The following is a 25,152-nucleotide window of genomic DNA, read 5'->3' on the forward strand; positions in this document are numbered from 1 at the left end:
TTCAGTGGTACTCGACCTTCGGCCGGTGGAGTCGCCAGCCGGCCCAAGTCGAGCGGTTGCCACCGGTAAACAGTCGAGCCGCCGGACCGTGCTCCAGATTGTTGAGTTGCCGAGCCAGTCGCTCCCGCTCGGCCTTCTTCACGAACCGGTCCGGGTCGTCCAACCCGGCCGCGGTCGGGTCGCGGAGAGCGGTCGCCACTTCCCCCAAAGTCAGCTCGCGCGCCGGTCCGCGCGTGAGCGCACGCAGCAACTGAAACACGAACGTCTTCTGCGACTCCACCTCCCCGGTCGCCTTCGCCAGAGTGACCAGATGCGCGGCGGTCGTCGCCAGCAAGTCGTCGGCGTCCTCCCCGCTGCCCGCGGACAGTTTCAGCGGATTCAGGCTAACCCGCGTGCCGTGATCTGTTCCGGGGGTCAGGATGCGCACGTCCGCGGTTTGCCGGAACCGGCTAGCCCGCTCGATTTCGGCGGGCTGCAACTTCGCCGGATCTGCCGGACGAAGGAACTGCACGAGATCCCCCTGTGGATCGATCGCCAGCACCGCGACTCCGGCCAGCACCGCCTCTTCCGCAACCGCCTTCGCCAACCACGTCTTCCCGCTCCCGGCCGCACCGACCACCGCGACGTGTGTCGGAAGCGCCGTTAGTGGCACGGTGGCCGGGGTGCCGGCGTTGACCTGACCGAGCCACAGCCCATCGGGAAGCGAGTCCGGAGCTGGGTCTTCTACCGGCGGGCGCACTTCCAGCCGCACCGGGTCCGCGCTCGCGTCCGTCCAGTGGGTCTGTCGCGTGCCTTCGTTCACCGGACCGAGTCGCCGCGCGCACTCGTGTCGCCACCGGCACCGCGGGCACACGTCCGGACTGCCGGGCGGCTTCAGCCCCTGACCGGTTGATTCATCAAACTTGACCCACTCTCGCATCGACGCCAACAGGTTGAACACGGTCGCGCGGCTCCCGCGAACCTCGTCCCAGGAGAGTTCGTGCAGTTCGCGCCGCGGGTGCAGGTAGAGCACCCCGGCCGACGGCTGGGTGCCGTGCTGAACGTGGTGCATCAGGGCGTAGATACCAACCTGGAACTTGTCGGCCGCGGCCGGCGGGAGCAGTTTGTAATCGAGGACGCGGTCGCGCCCCGACCGCCAGTCGTGAAACACGTAGTCGAGCACACCCGTAACGTGAACCGGTTCGCCGGTCGGCCCGACCGGGAACGTCACGTCCACCCGGCGCCGGGTATCGGCGAACAGTTCGTCGAGCACCTCGGCCGGCGGGCGCCCGTTACCGAGCGCGTGGGCCAACACATCGGCCAGCTCGGTCGTGTAGTTCCGCAGCACGTCCATGAACGCCCGCTGCTGCTCCCCGTCCTTTGCGGCCAGCGCCTCGCGATCCACGCACTCCCAGTAGAAGGCTTCCAGCAGCGCGGTGGCAAGCGCGTCGCGGTTCGCGCTCGGTGTCAGTAGGGCGGCGAGTTCTTTGGCGGCAAACAGTCGGCGGTGTTCGCGGTGAAAGGCATCAGCGGCCGCGTGGAACAGCGCCCCGGCCGCAACGGTGTCGTCGCCCGGGCGCCAAATGCGGGTGACCGTGGGCCGCGCTGCGTTATCGGCTTTAGCGCGGGCGGCGTCGAAGTAGAGGATGCGCGGACAGACCGCGGCCACGCACACCTGCGACACGCTGAAGCGAACGGGCGGCATCGGGCACCTGGGCGGAAGTCTAGCGCGTCGCGGGTCGGCGCTTCGGGAGCAAGAAGAAGCCGTCGGGGAGCTTCGTCATGGCGATGTCTTTGGACTCGGACATCACCTTCGCAACCGCTTCGATCCGTGTTCGGCAACCGGCCACATCCAGCCCGACCCGGCGGTCGGGCGGAAGCTGGTTGAGGAACTGCCGGGCTAATTCCTGCGTGTCGGTTCCCATCGTAATCGCGAGCCGCCCATCAACGAACGTGCGCACTTCAATATCGGTGATGGTTACCTTCTCGGGTTGCTGCACGTCCGCGATGAACCGCCCGAGGAGCGGATGCGTCTTGAATCGCCCGGTGCGCCGACACGACGCAATCACCTCGTCTCGCTGGAGCGCCCGCGCCGATCCGTCGGGCTGACGAATCTCCAGATCGCGCGCCTGTCGAGAAACAGTATCGAGCGCTTCGAGAGCAGCGTACTCGGTGAGTGGCAGTTCGAGGTGCTCGAACCCCGGCACGGTCTTTAGTGCGGTGTAGTGGTTGCGCCCTTGAGCCTTTGTCGCCCGACCGAAGGCGAGTGGCAGCCGCTGATCGGTAACGAGAATAACCTGATTGGGCGTGTTCTTGTCACCGAGGAGCCGAGCGAGCGCACTCGTGACACTATTTGAACTGCCGGTCGCCACGAAGACGAGACCGGTCGTCGTCTCCCCGCCCCCAGGTCGCGACGCGCGCACGAGCAAATCGTAAGGGGAGCCGTGCTTCGGTCGACTGACGGCTAGCCCGACCCCACTCGCGGCAAGTAGAGCTTCTGTCAGTCCGCACAAGTTGTCGGCGTTCGGTGGGAGTGCATTGGAAGTCGCCGTGTGCCGCGTGATCCGCCCGCTTACGGCCTTCCCCACCTCTTCGTCGATCAGCTCCTCGACCTTGCGGGGCTCTTTAACGGTGCGGTCTACGTTCGGCCACCGGTCGAGCCACTTCCGTTTGTCCGGTGCCGCAACGAGTGACTTCTGAAGCTCCTCCCACCGCTCGCGGGCCGCGTCGATCATGTGGCGCGGGCGCACGTCGACGGATTTACCGAATCGATCACGAAACCAGCTTTCTCCGAGCGGGAACAGACCATCGTCTGTGTAGTGCCGTTTCACTTCCTCCTCGCCCTCGAACGGTACGAGGAACTGTTCCAACCTCGCTTCGAGAATGCGCCGACACTTTGGCACGATCACGCGCTGCAATTCCACCTTATTTGCAGATAAGCGATCCCAGGTCGCCTGCGAAATGACTCCGGCCTCTGTCAACTTAACGAGTTCGCCTTGCACTTCAGAGAGAACCAGGAGCGTGTTCCGCAAGCGATCATTTAAGTCGTGGAGCAGACGGGACACGTCCGCGATCTGTTGCCGCGGCAGGTTGTTGATCTGATCGAAACAGATGATGAGTGGTTTGCCCTCAGCCCGAGCGATCTGAGCCAGCAGCGCCAGTACCCCGGCGCTGTCGGCCGCATCGAGCGGGTTCTCGACGTCGGCCGGGCGCTGCCCGACGGCCTTCGCTTCGTCTTCGTCCAACCCGTCGCCGCTTAACCGACGGACGGCCGCGCCCGCCGCTTCGCCGTCGCCTTGACGCGACCGCTCCAGCATCGCCGTCTTCAAGAAGCACCGCAGCAGTTCGCCCGCCGCACGAACGGCGGGTTGCGCCCCAACAAGTGTGACCGGACCGGCCACTTGCTTCCGGAATGCCGCATCCAGTTCCGCCGGCGAGAGTTTCTTCTTACCGGTGGTGACGGCCGGGCGAATCAGTTCTTCGAGCAGCGCGTAAAGCGGGGTGCGGTGCCACGGGGCCGTCATGCCGTTGGTGAGGGCACTAATGACCGCGTTCAGCACGGCTCGGTGGAGCCGGTCCGGGGCGGCTTGGAGTTCGAGGAAGTTGACCAGTATCGCCCGCCCGCCCGCGGCCCATTCACCGAGCCGCCGCAACAGGTTACTCTTGCCCGAACCGGACTCGCCCCACACCACCGCCCCGACCGCTTCGTTCTGGTCGTGTGCCCGTTCCGCCAGCGCGACCAGCGCGCGGAACTCGGTTTCATGAATGCTCGGCACATCGACCGGCCGGTCACCGGTCGCGGTCACGCGGTGGTGGCTGAACGGGTTCGTGCGCGCGAGCGTGTTCAGGAATTTATCGACCGGGTGCGGTCGGGCCTCGGTCGCGGGGGTCGTCGTACTGGCGGGCGATGTCATGGCCGACCTCGGGACACGTGGAGCAGGAATTCGCCTTCTTCCCGGATGGCCGCGGCCTGCTGCTCCGGGGTGATGCCGTCGTACCGCTCGTCCGAACTGAGCACGTACCGCCGATCGCGGCGCAACTGACGCAAGCAGGTGTCGAACGTCTCGCGTGGGACGGCCGGGAGCGCCGCTCGCAGGTCCACGAGACTGACGAAGTTGTTCGATCCGCGTTCCCGGTCGATCCGGGCGAACGCCGCGTCGAAGGTGGCCACGAAATCGGCCGGTAGATGAAGCGGCGCCTGGCTGGGCGTGGCGACACTTCGTGCAACCGGTTGCGCCGTGCGGAGGTGTTCGAGCAAGAAGAAAGCGTTCTGACCGTCGCTCTTGCCACCACTGAGAAGCACACACCCAACCCCGGCCGGCAGTTCGTCGGCCAGATCAGAATGGTTCAACAAGTTCTCAATCTGCTGTTTTTGCTGCTTGTTATTCACAAGCGCAACTAGTTCGCCGGCCGGGAACGCATGCGCATTCGGCCGCTTGCATCCGGTGAGGAGGTATGTGAGTAACGTCCCGATGACGAATCGCCCGAACTCCTCCCCGTCAGGAATCGCGTAGACATAGTCTGCGCCCGCCTTCACTTGTACCACCGCATTAGTGAACTCAGGCCGCTTCGCAGCCTTCTTGAAAGCAGCCGGCTTCAGTTCCGCGGCAGTTTCTAATTCAGCCAGCGTCACGCCGAGTTGCCCGCGACGGAGCATGTCAACCATGCGCTCGGCGTCCTGTACTTCCGGCGGTGGAGGCGGCGGTTGATCCTTGTGATAAAGTTTGACGCCCCTTCCCACCTTCACGCAAACGGCAAACGCAGGTAATTCGTCCGACGCGATTTGTCGCGCGAGAGCTTCCGCGAAGGCCGGTTTCAAGAACGCCGGGACCACCCCCGCGAGTTGGGCCGGTGCCCACGGCGGAATGCTTGTTTCGCCCTTCGCCCGCAGCCCCACCTCCAACGTGAGTGGGTCGGCAGCGAGTTGGGCGGCATCTTCGTGCAATGCAACGCGAGCGTCCATCCGCTTATTCACGGCTACGACGGCTTGTTTCTTAAACGCCGCACTGTTTGCAGCGCTCAAGACGGCAGCCGGCTCCGAGGCCGGATCGAGTCGGGCTGCGAGGTGGTCCAGGCGTATGGGGTAACGATCGCCGCCTTCGGTCCGGCAAGCGATCAGTTCCTGGACCAAACGGGTACCGAGATTGGGCTTCGGCATGGGCGGTCACACGGTTCGTCGCGGGGTAAACTCGTAACGAGTCTAACGCCCGGACGCCGCTGATCCATAACAAATTAACGCGCGAGCGAACAGAAAGCCACAGACCTCGAACATGGGTGGCGACACGCTGTTCTTAATTTACTCTCAAATTACATCAAGCCACCACCACGAACCTAAATGACATAATATTGTGCGACAATACTAAAACTTCGTGACGCGGGCCGCCTCTTCCGCACTCAGTAGCCCGTCCTTATCGAGATCGAGTTTATCGAATACCTCGCGCGTGCCCGTGAACTCGCGCGGAGACACATCGCCGTCGCCGTTGCGATCCATTGCCTGGAACCACTCCGGTCCCCCGCGGACCGGCTTGCCGATCGCGTGCTGCGGGTGACCGTGGCTCACGGTCGTCATCAAGTGGCGCGGAAGTTTTGCCCGATCGAACGCGCCACCAGTCACACACCCGGACGCCTTGAGCCGGTCCCACGCGGTCCGCAATTCGCGCACCGAGAGCGAGCCGTCGCGGTCCGCGTCGAGCAGTTCGTACAGCCCCGCGCCGTGGTCCAAAACCGTGAGGAACACGTGGCCCTTTGCGATCTGCTCTTGCAGGTCGAGCCAAGCCGTTAGCTCGTTCTGGTCGAGTTTCCCGTCACCGTTTCGGTCGGCGAAAAGTAACGGCTGGAACCGTGCGGCCTTGGTCGCTCCGAGTTCCTTCGCGTCGAGTGCGCCATCGGAATCGGCGTCGCATTCGGCGAACGCCGTCAGGAAGCGTTTGCGTGCAGTGACAACCTGTTCGGCGAGCTTCCCCCCATCGGCACGCAGTTCGACACGAAGGTTACCCTCCGCCAGAACCAGTCGCCCGTTTGCTGGCGGTTTTCCACCAACGGGTTCTACTACGGTCCCCTTCCCCGCCCCGAGCTTCACGTGCCACACGGTCGCAGCAGGCTTCGCACGTAACGCAAGGAGATCGTCAGCAGGGATCGCAGAGAGCTTCCCCGCTTCGCGCCGAACCGCGACCGTGCTCGCCCACTGCGTGTCGGCCGTGCGGAGCGGGAGCACGACGAACGACAGAGCGTCCGTCACCGCGTCCGATTTGGTGTTGGGGGACGGCGCCATTAGAAGCGAGGAGCCCAGCGCCCCCGGATAGGCGATACGGTCTACCAGTTCACCCGGCCCGACCAGTTCGTCGTCGTTCTTGTCGAGCTTGCGCAACACGTCCGGCGCGGCCTTCCACTCGGCCTCCTCCACCTTGCCGTTCTTGTTCGTGTCGAGCGTCTTGACGAGTGCCTCGGTGAGCCGGTCGGTCGCGGGTGGTTTGCCCACGCCCACCAGCACGCCGCCCAGCCCCGCACGGCGATAGAAGTCGGCCAGTTCGTCCGCGCGCACTTTTCCGTCGTTGTTCAAATCGAGATCACCCCAGGCCGGAGCGTCGCCTAAAAGCGCGGCGATCTGACCCCAAAGCACCTGGCGCAGCGCGAATGCAGCGGGAAGTCGCGCGGCCTCGGTTTTGTCGAGCGCACCGTCTGCGTTGCGGTCGTAGAACGCGAACAACTTCGCGAACGTCTCGTCCCAGATCGCGGGGACCGATTTTTCGCCGATTTCGACACGCAGTTCGAGCCGCGTGGGTTTCTCCCCGCCGACCAGAAGCAGATCAAGGGCCTCGGCGCGCGGGCTGACTTTGGGTGCATCTGCGGCCGGAACTACGGCGATTGCAGCAACGAACGCAACGAGAGCGAGGAACGCGCGGGTCACAGTAGCTCCTTGATCGGCTTCGCGTCCGGGTCGGCCACGCGGATCGGGCGCCCGACGTTGGACATATTCTGCTTCTGCGGGTCGATCCCGACGGCCTTCGCCACGGTCGCGATCAGGTCCGGCACCGATACGGGCTGTTCCTCGACCGCGAGGCCGTCTTTCGTCGTATTCCCGATCGCTTGGCCCGTTTTGAGTCCGCCACCCGCCAGCGCGACCGCCCACGACGCGGGCCAGTGGTCGCGCCCCGTTTGTGCGTTGATCTTCGGCGTGCGCCCGAACTCGCCCTGGCACACCACGAGCGTGCTATCGAGCAGCCCACGATCTTTGAGATCGTTGACCAGAGAGGCGAATCCCGCGTCGAGCGTGCCGCAGAGTTCCTTCACGCGGTCGAAGTTGTTCTGGTGCGTGTCCCACCCGTCGAGCGTAACTTCCACGAACGGTACCCCGCGTTCCACCAGTCGGCGCGCGAGCAGGCACCCCTGCCCGAACAGCCCGCGTCCGTAAGCGTCGCGCGTCTTTTGCTTCTCCTGGTCGAGATCGAACGCGGCCGCGGCTTCGGGCTTCATCAGTCGCACCGCGCGCGACGCGGCCGCTTGAACGCTCGCGGCAACCGAACTGTTGCGCCCCGCGACGAACCTGTTCTCCACTCCGGCGAGCAGTTCGAGCCGCGCCTTTTGAGCGGCATCGGTAACACCGTGTACGCGGCCCAGATCGGGCACCTTGAGCCCGTCTTGTGGCGCGGCCTGGTCGCCGACCACGAGCGGGTCGAAATGCGGCCCGAGGAACCCGCCCCCGAGTTCGATCGCGTAGCGCGCCGGGGCCATGCTGACGAAGTTCGGGAGGTCGGTGGACTCCGAACCGAGTTCCTTCGCGAGCACGGCGCCGACAGCCGGGAACTGGACCGCCCCCTGGGGCGTGTACCCGGTGCGCAGCAGGAACGCGGCGCGGCCGTGATCGCCCTCCTTGGTCTTCATCGAGCGCACGAGCGCCAGTTCCTTGCCGTGTTTCGCGAGGTTCGGCAAGTGCTCGCCGATCTTCATTCCCGGCGCCGTTGTATTGATCTCCTTGAACGACCCGCCGTTCTCGTGCCCCGGCTTCAGATCCCACAGGTCGATGGTCGCCGGGCCGCCGTTGAGCCACAGCACGATGACGGACTTAACGGGTTTCTTGGGCGCCTCGGACGCGAGTGCGCGCAGCCAGCCGGACATCGAACCGGCCGCGGCCCCGACGCCGAGGGCCGCACGAAAGAGCCCGCGCCGGGTGCAATCGAAGGTTACGGACATGATCGGTCCTCACGTGATCGTGGTCACCCGTCGCAACGACGGGTCGGTGTATTTACTGAACGGTGAACCGCTCCAGCGCGTTCTCTCCCTCCCGAACGGTCACCCGTTTGAACGGGCGGCTGGGATCTTTGAAGCGGTTCTGGAACCGGTCCTTCACCTCGATCCCGCGGGCTTCCAGATCGGGATCGTCCTTCTCGGGCCAGTACAGCGTAACGGCGTAGTCCCCGGTCGCCGCACCGTCACCGGTGGTGTACGTCGTCAACCGGAACGTCCCGTCGGCCTGAACCACGCCGCGCGGCCGCAACTTGTTTTGGCCCTGCGGGGCGGCGGGGTGAAAAGTCACCACCGCCCCCACCGCCGGGTTCCCGTTGACGAAGACCGAACCGGACACCGGTTCGACCCGCGGGGAGTCGGTGGTGGGAGAGCTACAGGCCGGGATCACGAGAACCGCGGCCACGATCAACGGGGCTATGATAACCGCAAATCGCGGCTGGGACGGACTGATTGGCATCGGTGACCTCTCAATAATCGTTGGGCGAGATCACCTCGCCACCACCAACGGTCGCAAGGGCCGCCATCACACTCACCTGCATCCCGCTGCGGACCGATTGCACGCTCCCGTCGGCGAACAAAGTGTTGACCGTGCCGGTGTGGAACGAGTAGATCCCGAGGTCGTTGCTGCAGTTGATCGCGCACGGCCCGTAGTAGCTCTTTCCGTCCGTGCTGTGCCCGCGGAGCAGCAGGCTGAACTGGTACTGGTGCCCCCAGGCAGCACGTTCCGGAACCGGGGCGTTCGTCGGCTGCTTCGTGCCGAGAACGTACCACTCCGGCATGCCCGCGTGCTCCAGAACCATGAACGTCTGGGAAAGCCCGTCGGTCACCTCGGCGAACCGGACCCCGCGCGGTGTGATCTCCCCGAAGAACATCCCGCCGCGACTCATGCTGGTGTTACCGAGGTACGTCGCCAGATCCTTGCTCACGCCGTTACACGCGGCGTAGTCCCCGACCGCCGCTTCGTAGGCCACACCCGAGTCCGAGGCCGAGATCGTCCACGTCGTCCGCGGGGTCGACGGGCACTGGAAGATCCGGAGTTGAGTCTTGATGACGGGCTGGTTGACCGGGTCCGAAAAACTGACGTCCCAGCGGTACTGGCTCGCGAGGGCGGTCTGCTCCAGGTACGGCAGCAGGAACATCACCCACCCGTGCTTGCCCATGCTGGTCGGCGGTCGGTACGTGCCCAGCGTGGGAACCTCGCGGTGAACGCCCTCGTAGTTGTGAACCGCCAGCCCGAGTTGCTTCAAATTGTTACTGCACTTCATGCGCGCGGCGGCCTCGCGCACTTTTTGCACCGCAGGAAGCAGCAAGCCGATCAGGATCGCGATGACCGCGATCACCACCAGCAGTTCGATCAGCGTAAAGGCGGAACGGCGTCGCATGACTGTTACCCCCTGTGATTTAAAAATCGTTCGGAGCCAGGACTTCGCCGCCCGCGATGCTCACGAGCGCGATCAGCATTTCTTGCGACATCCCGGCCTTCAGGAACCGCACCGAGCCGTCCACGAACAGCACGTTCGCGCCGCCCTCGTGGAAGCCGTAGATCGCGGCCTGGTTGCTGCAGTTCACTGCACACGGCCCGAACTGCGTCTTCCCATCAGTGGAGTGGGAGCGGAGGTGGTTCCAGTTCGGCGCCGCCCACTGGCCCGAGAGCGCCGTCATCTGCGGCTTCTCCAGCCGGTCTTCGCCCAATTTGCCGGTGTGCCAGTGGTTCGGCTTGTCGGCCATCTCCACGACGAGAACCGTTTGCGCGGTGCCATCGGCAATGTCCGAGGTGCGCAACCGCCGGGTGACCGTGCGCGTGTGCATCGCACCGGGGTGCAGGTTCTTCTGGTCGTTGTTCTCGTAGTACGCGCCCGCGGCCCCGACGTAGTCCGTGGGCGCAGCGCGGAAGCTCTTGGACTCGTTGTCCGGGTCGCGCGTCAGAACCCAGCGGTCCGGGTTCGGCGCGGCCGGGCACACGAACGCCGCCACGCGACCTTGAGCCACGGTCCGGTTGCCGTTCTCGCCCGCGTCCCACCAGTCGCGCCCGTCCGTGTACTTCTGGGCCAGTTCCTTTTCGCCAATGAAAGGGAGGATCTGCGTGTTCCAGCTCCCCGCGGGCGTGGGGCCGCTGTTGCGCGGCAGCATGTCGTCGTTGGCCGCGGCGTATTCACGCGCCCCGGTCCCGAGCAGTCGGAGGTTGTCCGCACACTTCGTGCGCGCGCTCGCGGCCCGGGCCTTTTGAATCGCGGGTGCCGTTAGTCCGATGGCAAAAGTAGCGAACGTGCCCAACACGAGTAACTCAATGGCGGTCGCTCCGCGGCGCGGGAACGTTTTCACGGCGGACCTCGTGGTTAGGGGAGTTTGATGTCGATCGTGTTCGGTTCCGGGCGCACCGTGAACCGGAGTTTCGATTTTGCCGGATCGTAAAAGGCGTGGTTGAGCCGGTCCGGTGGGTTAGGCCCTTCCAGTTCGTAGGGGTCCGGCTGCTTGAGCGGCACATACAGGATGACCGCGTACTCGCCCTCCGGCACGCCGTCGTTGAGTTCGTAGGTCGTCAGTTCGTAGTTGCCGTCTTTGTCGGCCGTAGCACGCGACTTCATCGCCGGAACGAACTGCTGGTTCGCCGGCCAAAACGTGACCACGGCGAACGGCATCGGTTCCCCTTTGTGAGTCACGCGGCCCTTCACCGAATACACGGGTAACTCGCCCGGGCGCTTCTTCTTGCCGCACCCGCTGACCAGGCACAACACGGCCACACAAAGACCCACGGTGAACCCGCGGGCCACCTTCGTCCGCATGCTTGCTCCTGCCGGAAGCGCGCCGGCGCTCCGCGTTTGTTGGAATATTGCCGGTAAGCCGGTCACCGCCCGGACGCGCGTTGCTGCGCCCGGGCGGTGACGACTGACTTGACGAAATAAGGGTTAGCGGCTCACAGGTCGCCCACGGAAACGATATCGCCGTCCTTGAAGCTGATGAACCGCTTGATGGTTTCGGAGGTCGTGGTCTCGCTGAAGAACTGCACAGACCCGTCGGCGAGGAGCGCGTGCGCACCGCTGGTGTGGAACCCGTAGAGCGCGGCCCCGTTGCGCTTGTTGACGATGTACGTCCCGAACTGCACGGTGCCGGTCGCGTCCCAACCGCGCACGTTGTTGTTGTTCGGGTTCGCCCACCCGCCGTGATTACTGTGGTTGAACGTCATCACGGTGTTCGTGTTGTCCGTCACCATTTTGCCGTTGATCCAGATGTTGGGCACGTCCGCGTTCTCGAAGATGACGAGCGTGTTGGACATGCCGTCGGTCACGTCGGTGAACCTCCGCTTCCCGATCGCGTTGACCGACCGGATGGTCCCCTCGATCCAGTTCGGCGGGTTCGTCGAGACGACGGTGGTGTAGTAGAAGCCCTCGGCCACGGTGTAGTCGGTCGGCGCCGCGGGGAACGACCCACCGGCGTTCTCCGGATCGGAGACGAGCACGGTGCGCTGCGCGCCCGGATTCGCCGGACAGACGAAGCCCTTCATCCGGACCTGCCCCGCGGCGCGGTTCTGGCAGCCATTGACCGACGCCGCCCAGTTCTGGCTCTGGTCGATCATCTTGTACACGTTGTCCTGCTCCAGGTACGGGAGCAGCAGCGTCGTCCAACTGACCATCCGGTTGAGGCCGATGTACTTGGGGAAGCAGTCGTCGTTGGCCGATGCGTAGTTGTGAACCGAGAGCCCGATCTGTTTGAGGTTGTTGGCGCACTGGAGGCGCGCGGCAGCGGCCCGCACCTTTTGGACGGCGGGGAGCAGTAGCCCGATCAAAATGGCGATGATGGCGATCACCACCAGTAGTTCGATGAGGGTGAAGGCGTGGCGGCGTGGGCAGGCGGGGCGCATTTCGCGCGCTCCTTTCAATGGTTAGTGTTGAACTCGGTGCTGTTGAGTAGCGCCCAGAGAACGTCGGCGAGGGCCTTGTTCGCGTCGCGGTCGGCCCCGCCGTTCTCGACGTACTTCACAAAGGGCGCGGACTCGTCGTCGGCCGGCTTGCGCCCCAAAACCGCGAGGTAAAGGGCTTCCACTTTCCCCTTCGTGTCGAGGAACGGGGCTCCGGCGACCGCGCACAGGGCGGGGGCCTTCGCGACGTCCGTCAAGTCGGTGGTCAACTTGCCGTTCATCAGCGAAAGTGATTGCAGAATGGACCGCTGCGCGCTGCCGGTCCGTTCGACGCGGAACTTCTCCGCGAAGCGCTTCCGTTCGCGTGGAGCGATTGTCGGATCGAGATCCTCGCGATCCGCGGGCAGCCCCGCCGCGACGCGGAGGCTGTCATAGAGTTGCTCGCCGGTCAGCCCGCGCACCGCGGAGCACGCGAACCACCGCGGGTCGGAACTTCCGCCGGCGGGGACAACCGCCGAGAGCTGGTACGCCCGCGTGAGCACGAGGGCCGTGGTGAGGTACTTCAAGTCGAACTTGCTCTCCGTGAACGCTCGTGCGAGGTCATCTAGTAATTCTGGATGTACGGGCGGGTTCGAGCCGCTCAGGTCGTCGAGCGGTTCCACGATCCCCGTACCGAAGAGTTCGGCCCACACGCGGTTCACCGCGTTCCGGGCGAAATACGGGTTATCCCGGGCCGTTACCCACTCCGCGAGCACCACGCGGCCGGTATCGTCCTTCAGGACCGCGGGCCACTTCGGTTCGCTGTCATTCAGGAGCCGCGGACCGATCGGCTTTTTCGTACTGGGGACCACAAGTTCGAGCCGCGCGGGTGTCGTGCCATCGGGTACGGTCGGACGAACGAAGAACGCAGCCGTTTGCCAGAACTGGTCGCGGGTCCAGCGCGCGAACGGGTGATCGTGACACTGGGCGCAATCGAGGTTGATCCCCAAAAACGCGCGGGCCGTGTTCGCGGCGAGGTTCTCGGGCTTCGCTTCGCTCGCGGTCAGGAACGTGGTCGGCGCCCCCGGTCCCGTTTTGACACGCGATGCGGTCAGCAGGTCACGCACGATCCGATCGTAAGACGCGCCAGACCGCAGATTTGATGCGATCCAGCTTTCCAAATCGTCGGCGAGGTTCGCGAACTGTGGGGCGTCGGCTTGCGGTACCCACTGCCGGCGCCAGAACGTGGCCATGTGGCGTGCGTGCGCGGCGGAATCGACCAACCGGGCAACGAGCTTCGCCCGTTTATCCGCGTCCTTGTCGTCGAGGAACGCACGAACTTCCGCAACGGTCGGGATGCGCCCCACGAGGTCGAGATGTACCCGGCGCACGAAGGTGGCGTCGTCAGCCCGGTCCGCGGGCTTCACCTTCTCGGCGTCCCACCGCGCTTGCAGATGTTTGTCGATTCGTGCCGCGAGCGCGGCCGGATCGGGCGGCGCAGCGCTCGCCGTTCCACAGCCGATCAACACACAAATAACAAGAACCGCGACGCGCACAGTGCCCCCTTAAACTCCGCTAACGAAATGGGAACGACGGCTGGCGCCGGTAACCCGTCGGTCACGGCGAAGCCGGAGAGGAAGCAGACCGCACCACAATTCTTTGCGCCGGCCACAACAGCAATTCTCGCGCCAAAAATGAGACCATAGTTACACTTAGACAAAACACTCACGTACCAGTCGGAAATGCGATTTTTGAGTGTGATCTGAAGCACGAACGTGAAGTGACGGAAAGATTGCTGGATAATCAATAGCCACAACTGGGCACGACATGACCACACAATCGCAAACTTCGTAGCCACGGCGACCGCGTGTGGATGCGCCCGACCGCCGGTGATGTCAAGTGGCCGAGTTGACGGCAATGCCGGACCGACTGTATGCTAAGCGCGGGTCGGTCGTGTTACGGGAAACCGGTTCATGCTCCGCGCGTTGTCCATCCTTGTCGCCTTGACGATGCTCACCCCTCAAGGGGTGTGTCTTCGCAAGTTCGACCATTTAGGGTGGCTGTTCCGCGCACCGGCCACGACCTCGATCGCATCGCAGACGCGCGCGGACGAGCAACACGCGCCGAGTTGCAAATGTGGGTGCCGGGAACGGGCCGATCGGGATCGGGAAGTCGCGGATTGTGGTACCGATTCAGTTGATCTTCGAGTTCGCGACGGCGCCCCCCCACTATCCCAAGAACCGTGCTGTCCGACGCTCTGCAAGTCAAAGCTCGATAAGATCGCGCATGCCGAGCCTTCGCAACCGAGCGAGGAAGCGGTCGCCTTCGTCGGATTCGCACCCGCTCCGGTCACGGCTACCTTCGAGTCACTCCCGCACCGCTTCTCGCCCCTCACGCACACGCGCCCGCCGCTCTACGTCTCGTTCTGCACGTTCCTGATCTAATCCTGCACCCCTCTCGTTGCTGGTTGATAGCGCCCGCACCGGGTCGCGTATCCCGCTATCATTTCATCCAAAATTCACCGCCGTTCTGCTGCACGGCGGAATCCGAACTCGATCGGGAGATCGTCCGGTGCTTGATACATCCGACCCACCACGCGCTCATCGCGAACTGTCCGTAGGGGCCGTTCCGCACCCTCCGTTCAATGTCCTCGGCGCGCTGCGATGGATTGTGCGGGCCGTTCCGTCGCTGCTCATCTTCTCGGTCCTTGGCTTGCTACTCGCTTGGGGCCACCGAACGGGATGGGCCCTCCCCCGCTTCTCCGCGCTCGCCGGAGAGAAAGCCGTGGTGAAGGGCGACTGGTGCGACGAGCACAACGTCCCCGAGTCTGTCTGTATCGAGTGCCGCCCGAACCTGCTCCCGCGCCAGAAGTCGTTCGGTTGGTGCAAGGTTCACGGGGTCCACGACTGCCCGCTCTGTCACCCGGAAGTCGCGCAAGTCGATAAGCGCCCTGCGGTGACGGACGCCGACTTGGACCGGGCCAAGCGGTCACTGGAGTTCACCGATCGGCCCGAGAACGCCAAACAGTGCCGCCTCCACACCCACCGTATCCAGTTCGCCTCGCACGAAGCTGTCAAAAAAGCCGGCATCGACGTCGATCCGGTGTGGACGGGGCCGGTAGTCGAGGCCGTCGGCGGCAGCGGTGAGATTGTTTACGACCAGACCCGCACGGCCCGGCTCTCGGCCCGCGTGCCCGGCACGATGTTCCGAGCCTACAAGCAAGTGGGCGATCGCGTACACGCGGGCGAAGTGATCGGACTGGTGGATGCTGCGGAAGTGGGCCGGGCGAAAGCCGAATTCCTTCACGCATTCGTTCAAGTGCGACTCAAGACCCGTATCGTGGAGGGGCAGAAATCGTCCGCCGGGGCGGTTCCGGGGCGCGCCGTGATTGAGGCCGAAGCCGCCGTCAGCGAAGCCCGCATTCGGTTAACCACGAGCCAACAAGCCTTAACGAACCTGGGGATGTCGGTCGCCCCCGAAGACTTGGCGCAGGTGCCCGAAGATCAACTCGCTTCCAAACTTCACTTCCTCGGGCTGCCGAAAGCGCTAACCGACACGTTCGACGCCAAAACGACCACCGGGAACCTACTGTCTCTCGTCGCCCCGTTCGACGGTGTGGTCGCGTCCCGCGATGTAGTGGCCGGGGAAGTTGTGGACACGACGAAGGTGCTGTTCGTTGTCGTCGACCCGCGAACGATGTGGGGGAACCTCGACTTGCGCCTGGAAGACACCAAGTCGGTCACCCTCGGGCAACAGGTCCGATTCCTTCCGGATGGAGCCAAAACAGAGACGGTCGGGACGGTCGCGTGGATCAGCGGTGAGGCCGATCACAAAACTCGCACGGTGCGGGTCCGGGCCATTTTGGACAACACGAACGGGCGGTTGCGAGCCAATACCTTTGGCACGGGGCGCGTGATCTTGCGGGACGAAAAACAGGTCGTGGTGGTCCCCAACGGAGCGGTCCACTGGGAGGGCTGTTGCCACGTCGTCTTCGTGCGGAACAAGGATTACATGAAGAACGGCTCGCCCAAGGTGTTCCACGTCCGCACAGTTCGGATCGGGGCCAAAACCGATACGCACACCGAGATTATCGCCGGGATTCTGCCGGGCGAAGTTGTGGCCGTGAAAGGGAGCGCGGCGCTGCGCGCCGAGCTACTCAAAAACAACCTGGGCGAAGGCTGCGACTGTTGCAAAAAGTGAGGCCCGCCCGTGTTGAACTGGATCATCGAAACATCGCTCCGGCACCGGTTCGCCGTCGTCCTCGGCGCGGTCGCGTTCGCAGTCGTTGGCGCCTGGGCCATGAGGCGGTTGGACATCGACGCCTTCCCCGACACGACCCCGGTACAGGTGCAGATCAACACCGTGGCCCCGGCCCTCGGTCCCGAAGAGGTCGAACAGCAGATCACGTTCCCGGTCGAGCAAGTGCTGAGCGGGCTGCCCAAGCTCAAAACTCTCCGGTCGGTGTCCAAGTTCGGGTTCTCGCAAGTGGTGCTGGTGTTCGAGGACGGCACCGACATCTACTTCGCCCGGCAGGTGGTGAACGAGCGGCTCGGCAGCATCCAACTGCCGATCGGGATCGAGCGCCCGAAGATGGGACCGGTCAGTACCGGTCTGGGCGAAGTGTTTCACTACGTTGTAACTGGCAAAGGAGACGACGCGACCGAGCTGCGCACGGTTCACGACTGGATCATCAAACCGCAAATGCGCACGGTCCCGGGGACCGCCGAGGTCAACACGTGGGGCGGGTTCGAGAAACAGTATCAGGTCCGCATCGATCCCGACCGACTGGTGAAACACGGGTTGACCTTCGATCAGGTGGTGGAGGCTCTCCAGAAGAACAACCGGAACGTCGGCGGCGGAACCGTGCGTCGAGGTGGGACCGTGCTCCTCGTCCACGGGCTGGGCCGAACCGCGAACGTCGAGCAGATCCGGAACATCGTTGTCACGGCTCACGACGGAGTCCCGGTCCGGGTGCGGGACGTGGCTGATGTCGAAGTGGGTCACGAGGTCCGACGCGGAGCGGTCACGGCAGACGGTAAGGGTGAGGTCGTTCTGGGTCTCGGGTTCATGACGATGGGTGAGAACACCCACGAAGTCACCTGGGCGATGAAGCACAAGTTGGACGACGTGCGGGCCGCACTCCCCCCGGGGGTCGAGGCAAAACCGGTGTACGACCGGACGGAACTGGTCGATCACGTCATCCGAACGGTCAAGAACAACCTGCTCGAAGGCGGGCTGCTCGTCGTCGCCGTGCTGTTCGCCTTCCTCGGCAACCTGCGTGCGGCACTCATCGTCGCCCTCGCGATCCCGCTCTCCATGCTGTTCGCCTTTTGCGGGATGCTGCGGTTCGGGATCGCTGCCAGCCTGTTGTCGCTCGGGGCCATTGATTTCGGCTTGGTGGTGGATAGTAGCGTGGTGATGGTGGAGAACTGCGTGCGGCACGTCGCCCACAGCGACGGGCGGAAATCTCGACTGGCAATCGTGCGGGACGCCGCTCTTGAGGTCCGCAGGCCGACGCTGTTCGGCGAACTCATCATCATGATCGTTTACCTCCCGATCCTGACGCTGGAGGGGATCGAAGGTAAGTTGTTCCGCCCGATGGCCCTGACGGTCATCTTTGCACTAATCGGGTCGATGGTACTGTCGCTCACACTGATGCCGGTGCTGGCGAGCCTGCTGTTGCCGAAGAGGATCGAAGAGCGCGAGCCACTGCTCATGCGACTGGCCCACGCCGTTCACACTCCGATCCTGCGACTGTGCGTGAACCACAAACTGGCCGTGATCGGGTTCGCGGTGTGTGTGCTCGTGGTCGCGTTCGGGATGATCGCCCCGAATCTCGGGTCCGAGTTCGTCCCGAAGCTCTCCGAAGGCGCGGTGGCGATTAACGTGGTGCGGCTCGCCGGAACCGATCTGGACGAATCAATCCGGTCGAACACGGAGATGGAAAAGGCGATCCTTGCGGCCTTCCCCGACGAGGTCCAACACGTCTGGAGCCGGGTCGGGTCCGCCGAGGTCGCCACCGACCCAATGGGCGTGGAACTGACCGATATCTTCGTCACGTTTAAACCCCGAAACCTGTGGACCAAGGCCCGTACCCAGGACGAACTCACCGCCCGGATCGAGCGAGAACTCAAGAACCACATGGGCCAGCGCCTCGCGTTCATGCAGCCCATCGAGATGCGCCTGAACGAAATGACCTCGGGCGTCCGGGCCGACGTGGGGGTGAAACTGTACGGCGACGACTTCAACGTGCTAACGGCGAAAGCAAAGGAGATCGAGGCCGTTCTGCGAACGATCCCCGGCGCGGCCGACCTCGCCGTGGAACAGGTGACGGGCCAGCCAGTGTTGCAAGTTCGAGTCAAACAGGACGAAATCGCCCGCTACGGCGTCCCGGCTCAAGCCGCCCTCGACCTCGTCGAGTCCATCGGGTCGAAGCCGGTGGGCGAAGTGGTGGAGGGGCAGTTGCGGTTCCCGCTCACGGTCCGACTCCCGGACCGCCACCGGGTCGATCCCGGGGCCATCGGGAACATGCTGGTCACCGCGCCGTCCGGCGAGCGCGTGCCACTGTCGCGGCTAGCAGCTATCGAAATCACCGAGGGGCCGTCCACAATTACACGCGAGTGGGGTCAGCGGCGGATCATCGTTACCTGCAGCGTGCGGGGTCGCGACCTGGGCGGATTCGTGGCCGAAGCTCAGCGCAAGGTTGCGGCGGACGTGCCTCTCCCGCCGGGGCGTTATCACGTCGCGTGGGGCGGGCAGTTCGAGCACCTCCAGCGCGCGAACGACCGATTACTGATCGTCGTACCGGTCGCGTTCGTACTGATCTTCGGGCTACTCTACGCGACATACGGGAGCGTGATCGACGCCCTCCGCGTGTTCACCGGCGTCCCGTTCGCCTGGGTGGGCGGTCTCTTCGCGCTGTGGCTCCGCGGGATGCCGTTCTCGGTGTCCGCCGCGGTGGGGTTCGTGGCCCTCTCCGGGGTCGCTGTGATGGACGACATGATCCTCGTCTCGCGCGTCCGTCAGCTCCGGGCACGCGGGCTTTCGCTGGACGAAGCCGTGCAACAGGCCGCGACCACCCGTTTGCGGCCCGTACTGATGACCGCACTGGTGGCGAGCCTCGGGTTCCTGCCGATGGCGTTTGGCAGCGGTGTCGGGGCCGAGGTTCAGCGCCCACTCGCTACCGTCGTTATCGGCGGGGTGATCGGGGCGCTGGTGATGTCGTTGTTAGTGCTGCGGGTGTTGTATCTCGTGTTCCAGGTGCCCTTCCGCGGGCGGCACGAACGACCGGCCGGGGACAAGCCCTCGGTGGGCGGGCCGGTCCCGAGTGACAGTTCCATCCTTCAGGAGACGGTTCGATGACAGCAGTAACGTTTCGGTGGTGGGCCGGGTGCCTACTGGTCCCGGTTCTCATGGCTCTAATCGGGTGCGGCCAGGGTGCTCAGACGACCGAGCAATCCAAGACTCCCGCAACCGACAAAGGGACCGCGAAGAAAGCCGACGACCACAGCGACTGGTGGTGCGCCGAGCACGGCATCCCGGAAGACGAGTGCAGCATGTGCTCGTCCAAGATCGCCAAAGCGTGCAAGGCGAAAGGTGACTGGTGCGAGAAGCACGACCGGGCGAAGTCGCAGTGCTTCGTCTGCGATCCGTCTCTGAAGGAGAAGTTCGCGGCCAAGTATCGGGCCAAGTACGGTAAGGAACCGCCGCCCATCGAAGACGAGAAGTAACCGACCGGCGCGCCACAACCTGATGCGCGGTCGGAAAATCGATCCGACCGCGCATCAGGTTGTGGCGGCGAGCACTTCGACCGCATCGCCCACAGCTACTTCACCGCCGGTCACGACCGTGGCGAGCACCCCGAGCCGCCCCTTGGCCAGTTCGCGGAGCTTGCCCTGAATCATCTCAAAGCGGGCGCACCCGGTGCGAAGAATACCTACCTTAATGACCGATTCGCCGAGTTTGATGTGAGTACCTTCGGCGAGCGCTGCGGGGTCGAGGCCCGCGAGTACGATTTGCTCGCCCATTTCTCCCGGCGCGACCTGGAACCCTTCGGCCCCGAGTTCGGCCAGTGTTTCCGCGCACATCACATTGAGCTGACGCGACGTGGAACTGCCCTTCATGTCGCCTTCGATTCCCCGAAACTCGACCAACCGGACACGGTCCGCCGGCACGCGCTCGTAGCGGTCCTGCGGGCGCCCGGTGTTCTTCGGGCGGTACACGATGCTCGCGACGTGTGCCATACGTGCCCCCTCGTCACGCGCTGGTCTTCGGGCGCAGCTTCACGGCGGTGCCGTAGGCCAGCACTTCGGTCGTGTTCTGGGCGAACTCGGTCGCGTCGTAGGCCATCCCAATGATCGCGTCCGCGCCGATTTCAACGGCCTGGCGCGCCATCTTCTTGAAGGCGTCCGAACGGGCCTGTTCGCACACCTCCTCGAACGCCCCGACGCTCCCGCCGAGGAAGCTCTTGAACGCCCCGCGGATGCCTTGTGTGATCGACGGGGCACGAACGATGATCCCGCGCACGACGCCGAGGTACTCCTCGACCTCGTAACCCTCCACGGTGAGCGTGGTCGTGACGATCAGGCGCGGGGCGTTGTTAGCAGGCACGTCAACATCTCCAACGAATGAGGGGGCACTGGATACTTCTCATTCGTTGGTAATAGGGCCTTATTTTGCCGGGGCCCAGCGCAGCTTCAGTTCCTTGGCCGCCTTCACCTCGTCCGGTCGGCTGACGATGTGCGTGTGCGGTGCGGTCTTCACCACGTCCGGGTCTTCGGCCTTGATCTTCAGGAGCGTGTCGGCGAAGGCGTCGAGCGTCTCCTTGCTCTCGGTCTCGGTCGGCTCCATCATGAGCGCTTCCGCGACGACCATCGGGAAGTACACCGTGGGCGCGTGGAACCCGAAATCGAGGAGGCGCTTGCACACGTCCTTCGCGGTGATCTTGCGCTCGCGGACCAGAGCCCGTGCGCTCGCCACGAACTCGTGCATGCACGGCCCCGGGTGCGGGACGTCGAATCCCTCGGTGACGCGCGCACGCAGGTAGTTCGCGTTCAGCACCGCCTGCTCGCTGACCTGCTTCAACCCGTCCGGCCCGAGCGTGCGGATATAGCAGTACCCGCGGAATAGGATGCCGACGTTGCCGAAGAAGCTCCGCACGCGGCCGATCGACTTCGGCATGTCGAAATCGAGCTTGAAGCGCGCGCCGTCCTTGACCACGACCGGCGCCGGTAGGTACGGCGCGAGGAAGTCGCGTACCGCGATCGGACCGGACCCGGGGCCGCCGCCGCCGTGCGGCCCTGTAAACGTTTTGTGGACGTTGTAGTGCTGCATGTCCGCGCCGAAGTCGCCCGGCCGGGTGATGCCGAGGATCGCGTTCATGTTCGCGCCGTCGAGGTACACGAGCGCGCCTTTACTGTGCAGCAGGTCCGTGATGGTCTTGATCTGCGTCTCGAACAACCCCAGCGTGTTGGGGTTGGTAATCATGAACACGGCAGTGTCGTCGCCGAGTTTCGACTTCAAGTCTTCGAGGTCGACGAGGCCGTTCGCCCCGCTCTTGACGGTGATCGTGTCGAACCCGGCGAGCGCGGCGCTGGCGGGGTTCGTGCCGTGCGCGGAGTCCGGCACGAGCACCTTCTTGCGGTGCGTCTCGCCCTTATCGCGGAAGTACGCCGCGGCGACGAACAGCGCGGTGAGTTCTCCGTGCGCCCCGGCCGCCGGTTGCAGCGACACCGCGGGCAGCCCGGAAATCTCCGCGAGGAACTGCTGCATCTCGTAGAGGATCTCGAGCATCCCCTGGGTCGTGTCGTCGTCCTGGAGCGGGTGCAGGTTGGCGTAAGAGGGGAGCGCGGCGAGGCGCTCGTGGCGCTTCGGGTTGTACTTCATGGTACACGACCCCAACGGATAGAAGTTGGTGTCGATGCTCATGTTCTGCGCGGACAGGTTCGTGTAGTGCCGGATCAGGTCGATCTCGCCCACTTCCGGAAGCGGGAGCGGGTTCGAGGCGAGGTGCTCTTGCGGGATCAGCTCGCCGAGCGATTTCGACGCGGGCACGTCGCACGCCGGCAGCCGGTGCGCCCGGCGCCCGGGCTTGGACAGCTCGAAAATCAGTTCCGTCGATTGCGTGTTATTCATTTCTGATCTGTTCCGAAAAAGAATGCCCGAGCAGTCTCAATTCTTATTGGCTCGCCAGATCGCTTCCTGCTCCCACTCTGCAAACAGCTCTTGGAGCGAGTCCGCAACTTTGTGTTGGCTCCAATCCTCGTCCTCAACAAACTCGCCGTCTTCGATCCACGGCTCTTCAGTACCCGCCGCGATGGAGTACACCCCACGGTAAAACGGCCCAGGCGGTTCGTTCACGAGCCCTACTCCGATCAGCAGGTTCATGCCGGATACACCCGCAGTCCCGCCGACCACAACAAGCCCGCACCGGGGATCATTCTCCGCGCAGTCCACGCAAACGCGACGAGCCGTTTCGGTGACACCTTCAATGTCGCCAAAAAAGTCGTCCGATTCGGGAAAGTACTCCTCGCCCGGGGTTGAGAGCCAGCCGCCGTTGTAGTTCAGCAAGAACGCGCCATACTCGGGCGGAAGGACGATACCAAATTCGCTCTCAAAAGCGTAAAGTTCCGCTCCGCTCGCAGGCGACGCATGGTCGTGGACGAACAGCTTCGTTTCAAAGCACACACCCATCGGCGCGCGGCTGATACGAGCAACCCACACAGGATCGAGCTCGGCTGCCAGCGCCCGCAACTCAGTGGCGTCACCGGGCGGACGGCCTTCGCGCCACGCGCGGCCCCACTCGCGCTCGGCGCGCAGATACGTTCCGCGCGGGTCGTCCCGGTCGTCGAGCCACTCCGCGTACACGAGGCGCGGAGTGTCGTCGCCGGGGTTATCCACGATCGCGCGAATGAAGGCTTCGTCCTCGGTCACGGCAGCAGCCCCTTCGCGCGGAGGATGCCTTCGGCCCACACCTGTTGCTCGGGGGTGAGTGGCGGGTCGCACGGCTCGCGGTAACTGGTTAGCGCCGCGTATTTACCGCTGTCGTAGCACCGGTCGAGGAGCGGTTGCAGGTTAACCGTCACCGGGGGAACATTGGTATCGAGCGGGATCGCGAATTCGGGCAACCGGTCCACCAATTTGATGCCCGCCGCGTGATACCGAGGGACCGCCCCCGCGACCACGACACTCACGTGGTAATCGAACTCGCCGAAGATCTTCCGTAAGTGAGCGAGCGGAGTCGCGGCCACGTGCGGCCCCCGGCGGAGTAGATCGACTTCCACCAGGTGTACACCCGAAAGACGGTACTCGTGCTGTTTATCCGTGTACGTCTTGCGTCCCTGTTCTCCGGCCCTCTTGTTCGTCAAACTGATGATCTCAATAGCCGTTACGAGCCGTTTGCCCTTTGCGGAAACAATTTCGAGGTACGGTTCCTCGATCGGTTCGGGCGTGAGTTGTTGACCGACCGCGACCAAGCCCGCGAGGGCGATTGCGGACGAACTGCTCCCCGGCTCGCGGTCCTTGCCGAACAGAGCGACGTCCGGTTCGCGGCGCAATTCATCGTCCACCCAGACCCGGTTCCGGCTGGTCGCAACGTACCCGGGCGGGAGCGCGGTGTTGATCGCCTCTTTGAGCAGAAAAATGAGACTATCGTGGAGGTCCGGAAAGACCTCCTCACCTTCCAACCACGGGTCCATTCCCGGAAACGGCGACGGCATCGCGGCTCCTCCTCACACGTTCGCCTTCAGCGCCTCCACCAAGCCATCGATCTCGGCCTTCGTGCGCTTTTCCGTCACCGCGACCGTGATGCAGTTCGCTAACGCCGGGTACCACCGACCGAGCGGCAGACCCGCGTGGTAGCCGGCCGTGCGGAGTTTCGCGAGCAGGGTCGGTGCGTCGCCCGGAACCTGGAGCGCGAACTCTTTCACGAACGGCGTCTTGAACCGCAGCGACACGCCGGGAACCTTCGTCAGTTGCTCGGCGGCGTAGTGCGCCTTGCGGACGCAAAGTTCTGCGGTTTCTTTCAGCCCTTGCGGACCCACTGCGGTGAGGTACACCGCGGCGCGGAGGGCGAGGAGCCCCTGGTTCGTGCAGATGTTGCTCGTCGCGTTCGCACGGGCGATGTGCTGCTCGCGCGGCTGGAGCGTGAGCACCCATGAGCGCTTGCCGTTGCGGTCGGTGGTCTGGCCGACGAGCCGGCCCGGGATCTTGCGCAAGAAGCGCGAATCTTCGTGGCACGCGAGGATGCCCAGGTACGGGCCGCCGTATTGAAGCGGCACGCCCAACCCCTGCCCCTCCGCCACGGCGATGTCGGCCCCGTAGTCGCCGGGGCGCTTGAGCACGCCGACGGAAACCGGGTCGAAGCTCGCGACGAACAGCGCGCCGACCTTGCGGGTCGCGTCGCCGATGGCCTGCATCTCTTCGAGGTGGCCGAAGAAGTTCGGCGACTGCACGATCACGCACGCGGTCGCGTCGCTCACCGCGCTCTTCACGTCGTCGGGGTTCAGGAACCCGTCCGGAGTGGGGAGCGTGCGCACGCGGCAGTTCAGGTTCGCGGCGTAGGTTTCGAGCGTCGCCCGGTACTCCGGGTGAACGCTCTCCGCGATCAGCACCTCGGGCCGCTTCGTGATGCCGAGCGCCATGAGGGCCGCTTCGGTCACGCTCGAACCGCCTTCGTAGAGGCTCGCGTTGGCGACCCCCAGCCCGGTCAGCTCGCACATCAGCGTCTGGTATTCAAAGATCGCTTGCAGCGTCCCCTGCGAGGCTTCGGCCTGGTAGGGCGTGTACGCGGTGTAGAACTCGCTGCGCCCCGCGATGGTGTCGACCACGCTCGGGATGAAGTGGTCGTAGGCGCCGCCGCCGAGGAAGCACACCGCGTCGCTCGCGGACTGGTTCTTGCCCAACAATCGGGAGAGGTGCGATTGCAGTTCCATTTCCGACATCGCGCTTGGGATCGCGAGGTCGCGCTGGAGCCGCAGTGCGGTCGGGATGTTTGCGAACAGGTCTTCGACGGACGAAACCCCGATCTTGGCGAGCATCGCCTTCTGATCTTCCGGGGTGTTCAGGACGTAAGACACCGAGCCAACCCTCCTAAG

General features: G+C 64.4%; 21 protein-coding genes. 4 read left to right on the forward strand and 17 right to left on the reverse strand.

Features of this window, described 5'->3' with window-relative positions; translation table 11 throughout:
* Position 1: 1 nt before the first annotated feature.
* The 11 genes from VT84_RS24830 to VT84_RS24880 all read right to left on the reverse strand — a co-directional run bounded on the left by VT84_RS24830 (position 2) and on the right by VT84_RS24880 (position 13,614).
* The gene (locus VT84_RS24830; protein ID WP_082841377.1) at positions 2–1,684 is read right to left on the reverse strand and encodes a PD-(D/E)XK nuclease family protein; all 1,683 of its coding nucleotides are present in this window, start codon (positions 1,682–1,684) and stop codon (positions 2–4) included.
* 19 nt (positions 1,685–1,703) lie between these two features.
* The gene (locus VT84_RS24835; RefSeq protein WP_082841378.1) at positions 1,704–3,893 is read right to left on the reverse strand and encodes a BREX system ATP-binding domain-containing protein; all 2,190 of its coding nucleotides are present in this window, start codon (positions 3,891–3,893) and stop codon (positions 1,704–1,706) included.
* Positions 3,890–5,137, reverse strand: coding sequence for a hypothetical protein (locus VT84_RS24840; protein WP_082841379.1), 1,248 nt, complete (start codon positions 5,135–5,137; stop codon positions 3,890–3,892). The genes VT84_RS24835 and VT84_RS24840 overlap by 4 nt, the downstream gene beginning before the upstream one ends.
* 201 nt (positions 5,138–5,338) lie before the next feature.
* Entirely contained in the window at positions 5,339–6,886 is a 1,548-nt protein-coding gene (locus VT84_RS24845) for a hypothetical protein (protein ID WP_082841380.1), read from the reverse strand.
* The gene (locus VT84_RS24850; RefSeq protein WP_052560327.1) at positions 6,883–8,169 is read right to left on the reverse strand and encodes a DUF1501 domain-containing protein; all 1,287 of its coding nucleotides are present in this window, start codon (positions 8,167–8,169) and stop codon (positions 6,883–6,885) included. The genes VT84_RS24845 and VT84_RS24850 overlap by 4 nt, the downstream gene beginning before the upstream one ends.
* A gap of 52 nt (positions 8,170–8,221) precedes the next feature.
* Positions 8,222–8,680, reverse strand: coding sequence for a hypothetical protein (locus VT84_RS24855; RefSeq protein WP_052560326.1), 459 nt, complete (start codon positions 8,678–8,680; stop codon positions 8,222–8,224).
* A 10-nt stretch (positions 8,681–8,690) separates the two neighbouring features.
* Positions 8,691–9,605 (reverse strand): DUF1559 domain-containing protein, encoded by a 915-nt coding sequence (locus VT84_RS24860; protein WP_052560325.1) that lies wholly within the window; start codon positions 9,603–9,605, stop codon positions 8,691–8,693.
* 19 nt (positions 9,606–9,624) lie between these two features.
* A complete protein-coding gene (locus VT84_RS24865; protein WP_082841382.1) occupies positions 9,625–10,545 on the reverse strand; it encodes a DUF1559 domain-containing protein in 921 nt (306 codons plus the stop codon).
* A 14-nt stretch (positions 10,546–10,559) separates the two neighbouring features.
* On the reverse strand, positions 10,560–11,006 hold the full coding sequence (locus VT84_RS24870) for a hypothetical protein (RefSeq protein ID WP_082841383.1): 447 nt from the start codon (positions 11,004–11,006) through the stop codon (positions 10,560–10,562).
* A 131-nt stretch (positions 11,007–11,137) separates the two neighbouring features.
* On the reverse strand, positions 11,138–12,082 hold the full coding sequence (locus tag VT84_RS24875) for a DUF1559 domain-containing protein (protein ID WP_082841384.1): 945 nt from the start codon (positions 12,080–12,082) through the stop codon (positions 11,138–11,140).
* Positions 12,083–12,096: 14 nt separating this feature from the next.
* Positions 12,097–13,614, reverse strand: a complete 1,518-nt coding sequence (locus VT84_RS24880; protein ID WP_052560321.1) for a DUF1549 and DUF1553 domain-containing protein — start codon at positions 13,612–13,614, stop codon at positions 12,097–12,099.
* Positions 13,615–14,031: 417 nt separating this feature from the next.
* Between VT84_RS24880 and VT84_RS24885 the strand changes: the two genes are divergently transcribed.
* The 4 genes from VT84_RS24885 (at position 14,032) to VT84_RS24900 (ending at position 19,788) form a co-directional block, all read left to right on the forward strand.
* A complete protein-coding gene (locus VT84_RS24885; protein ID WP_052560320.1) occupies positions 14,032–14,502 on the forward strand; it encodes a hypothetical protein in 471 nt (156 codons plus the stop codon).
* 127 nt (positions 14,503–14,629) lie between these two features.
* Complete coding sequence (locus VT84_RS24890; RefSeq protein ID WP_162271839.1) at positions 14,630–16,258, forward strand: efflux RND transporter periplasmic adaptor subunit; 1,629 nt, start codon at positions 14,630–14,632, stop codon at positions 16,256–16,258.
* Positions 16,259–16,267: 9 nt separating this feature from the next.
* On the forward strand, positions 16,268–19,420 hold the full coding sequence (locus VT84_RS24895) for an efflux RND transporter permease subunit (RefSeq protein WP_082841386.1): 3,153 nt from the start codon (positions 16,268–16,270) through the stop codon (positions 19,418–19,420).
* Positions 19,417–19,788, forward strand: a complete 372-nt coding sequence (locus tag VT84_RS24900; RefSeq protein ID WP_052560317.1) for a hypothetical protein — start codon at positions 19,417–19,419, stop codon at positions 19,786–19,788. Before VT84_RS24895 ends, VT84_RS24900 begins: the two co-directional genes overlap by 4 nt.
* A 54-nt stretch (positions 19,789–19,842) precedes the next feature.
* On the opposite strand, the gene VT84_RS24905 is transcribed toward VT84_RS24900, so the two are convergent.
* From VT84_RS24905 to gcvPA, 6 genes are read right to left on the reverse strand one after another with little or no spacing between them, the layout of a single operon-like run.
* Positions 19,843–20,301, reverse strand: coding sequence for an MOSC domain-containing protein (locus VT84_RS24905; protein ID WP_082841387.1), 459 nt, complete (start codon positions 20,299–20,301; stop codon positions 19,843–19,845).
* A gap of 13 nt (positions 20,302–20,314) precedes the next feature.
* Positions 20,315–20,668, reverse strand: a complete 354-nt coding sequence (locus VT84_RS24910) for a YbjQ family protein (protein ID WP_204249643.1) — start codon at positions 20,666–20,668, stop codon at positions 20,315–20,317.
* A 60-nt stretch (positions 20,669–20,728) separates the two neighbouring features.
* Positions 20,729–22,192: an aminomethyl-transferring glycine dehydrogenase subunit GcvPB gene (gcvPB, locus tag VT84_RS24915; protein ID WP_082841388.1), complete on the reverse strand. Its 1,464-nt coding sequence runs from the start codon at positions 22,190–22,192 to the stop codon at positions 20,729–20,731.
* A 36-nt stretch (positions 22,193–22,228) separates the two neighbouring features.
* Positions 22,229–22,990, reverse strand: a complete 762-nt coding sequence (locus VT84_RS24920; RefSeq protein ID WP_157469804.1) for a TIGR02996 domain-containing protein — start codon at positions 22,988–22,990, stop codon at positions 22,229–22,231.
* Complete coding sequence (locus tag VT84_RS24925; protein ID WP_082841390.1) at positions 22,987–23,775, reverse strand: DUF4058 family protein; 789 nt, start codon at positions 23,773–23,775, stop codon at positions 22,987–22,989. Before VT84_RS24925 ends, VT84_RS24920 begins: the two co-directional genes overlap by 4 nt.
* A 12-nt stretch (positions 23,776–23,787) precedes the next feature.
* Positions 23,788–25,134: an aminomethyl-transferring glycine dehydrogenase subunit GcvPA gene (gcvPA, locus tag VT84_RS24930; protein ID WP_082841391.1), complete on the reverse strand. Its 1,347-nt coding sequence runs from the start codon at positions 25,132–25,134 to the stop codon at positions 23,788–23,790.
* Between the last annotated feature and the right edge of the window lie 18 nt (positions 25,135–25,152).

It is taken from the genome of Gemmata sp. SH-PL17 (genome assembly GCF_001610855.1).
Lineage (GTDB): Bacteria > Planctomycetota > Planctomycetia > Gemmatales > Gemmataceae > Gemmata > Gemmata massiliana.

Coding starts and splice junctions, on each gene's coding strand:
- gcvPB (WP_082841388.1), bottom strand. CDS start 22,192: ATGAATAACACGCAATCGACGGAACTGATTTTCGAGCTGTCCAAGCCC.
- VT84_RS24855 (WP_052560326.1), bottom strand. CDS start 8,680: ATGCCAATCAGTCCGTCCCAGCCGCGATTTGCGGTTATCATAGCCCCG.
- VT84_RS24840 (WP_082841379.1), bottom strand. CDS start 5,137: ATGCCGAAGCCCAATCTCGGTACCCGTTTGGTCCAGGAACTGATCGCT.
- VT84_RS24900 (WP_052560317.1), top strand. CDS start 19,417: ATGACAGCAGTAACGTTTCGGTGGTGGGCCGGGTGCCTACTGGTCCCG.
- VT84_RS24905 (WP_082841387.1), bottom strand. CDS start 20,301: ATGGCACACGTCGCGAGCATCGTGTACCGCCCGAAGAACACCGGGCGC.
- VT84_RS24835 (WP_082841378.1), bottom strand. CDS start 3,893: ATGACATCGCCCGCCAGTACGACGACCCCCGCGACCGAGGCCCGACCG.
- VT84_RS24925 (WP_082841390.1), bottom strand. CDS start 23,775: ATGCCGTCGCCGTTTCCGGGAATGGACCCGTGGTTGGAAGGTGAGGAG.
- VT84_RS24870 (WP_082841383.1), bottom strand. CDS start 11,006: ATGCGGACGAAGGTGGCCCGCGGGTTCACCGTGGGTCTTTGTGTGGCC.
- VT84_RS24875 (WP_082841384.1), bottom strand. CDS start 12,082: ATGCGCCCCGCCTGCCCACGCCGCCACGCCTTCACCCTCATCGAACTA.
- VT84_RS24885 (WP_052560320.1), top strand. CDS start 14,032: ATGCTCCGCGCGTTGTCCATCCTTGTCGCCTTGACGATGCTCACCCCT.
- VT84_RS24830 (WP_082841377.1), bottom strand. CDS start 1,684: ATGCCGCCCGTTCGCTTCAGCGTGTCGCAGGTGTGCGTGGCCGCGGTC.
- VT84_RS24860 (WP_052560325.1), bottom strand. CDS start 9,605: ATGCGACGCCGTTCCGCCTTTACGCTGATCGAACTGCTGGTGGTGATC.
- VT84_RS24850 (WP_052560327.1), bottom strand. CDS start 8,169: ATGTCCGTAACCTTCGATTGCACCCGGCGCGGGCTCTTTCGTGCGGCC.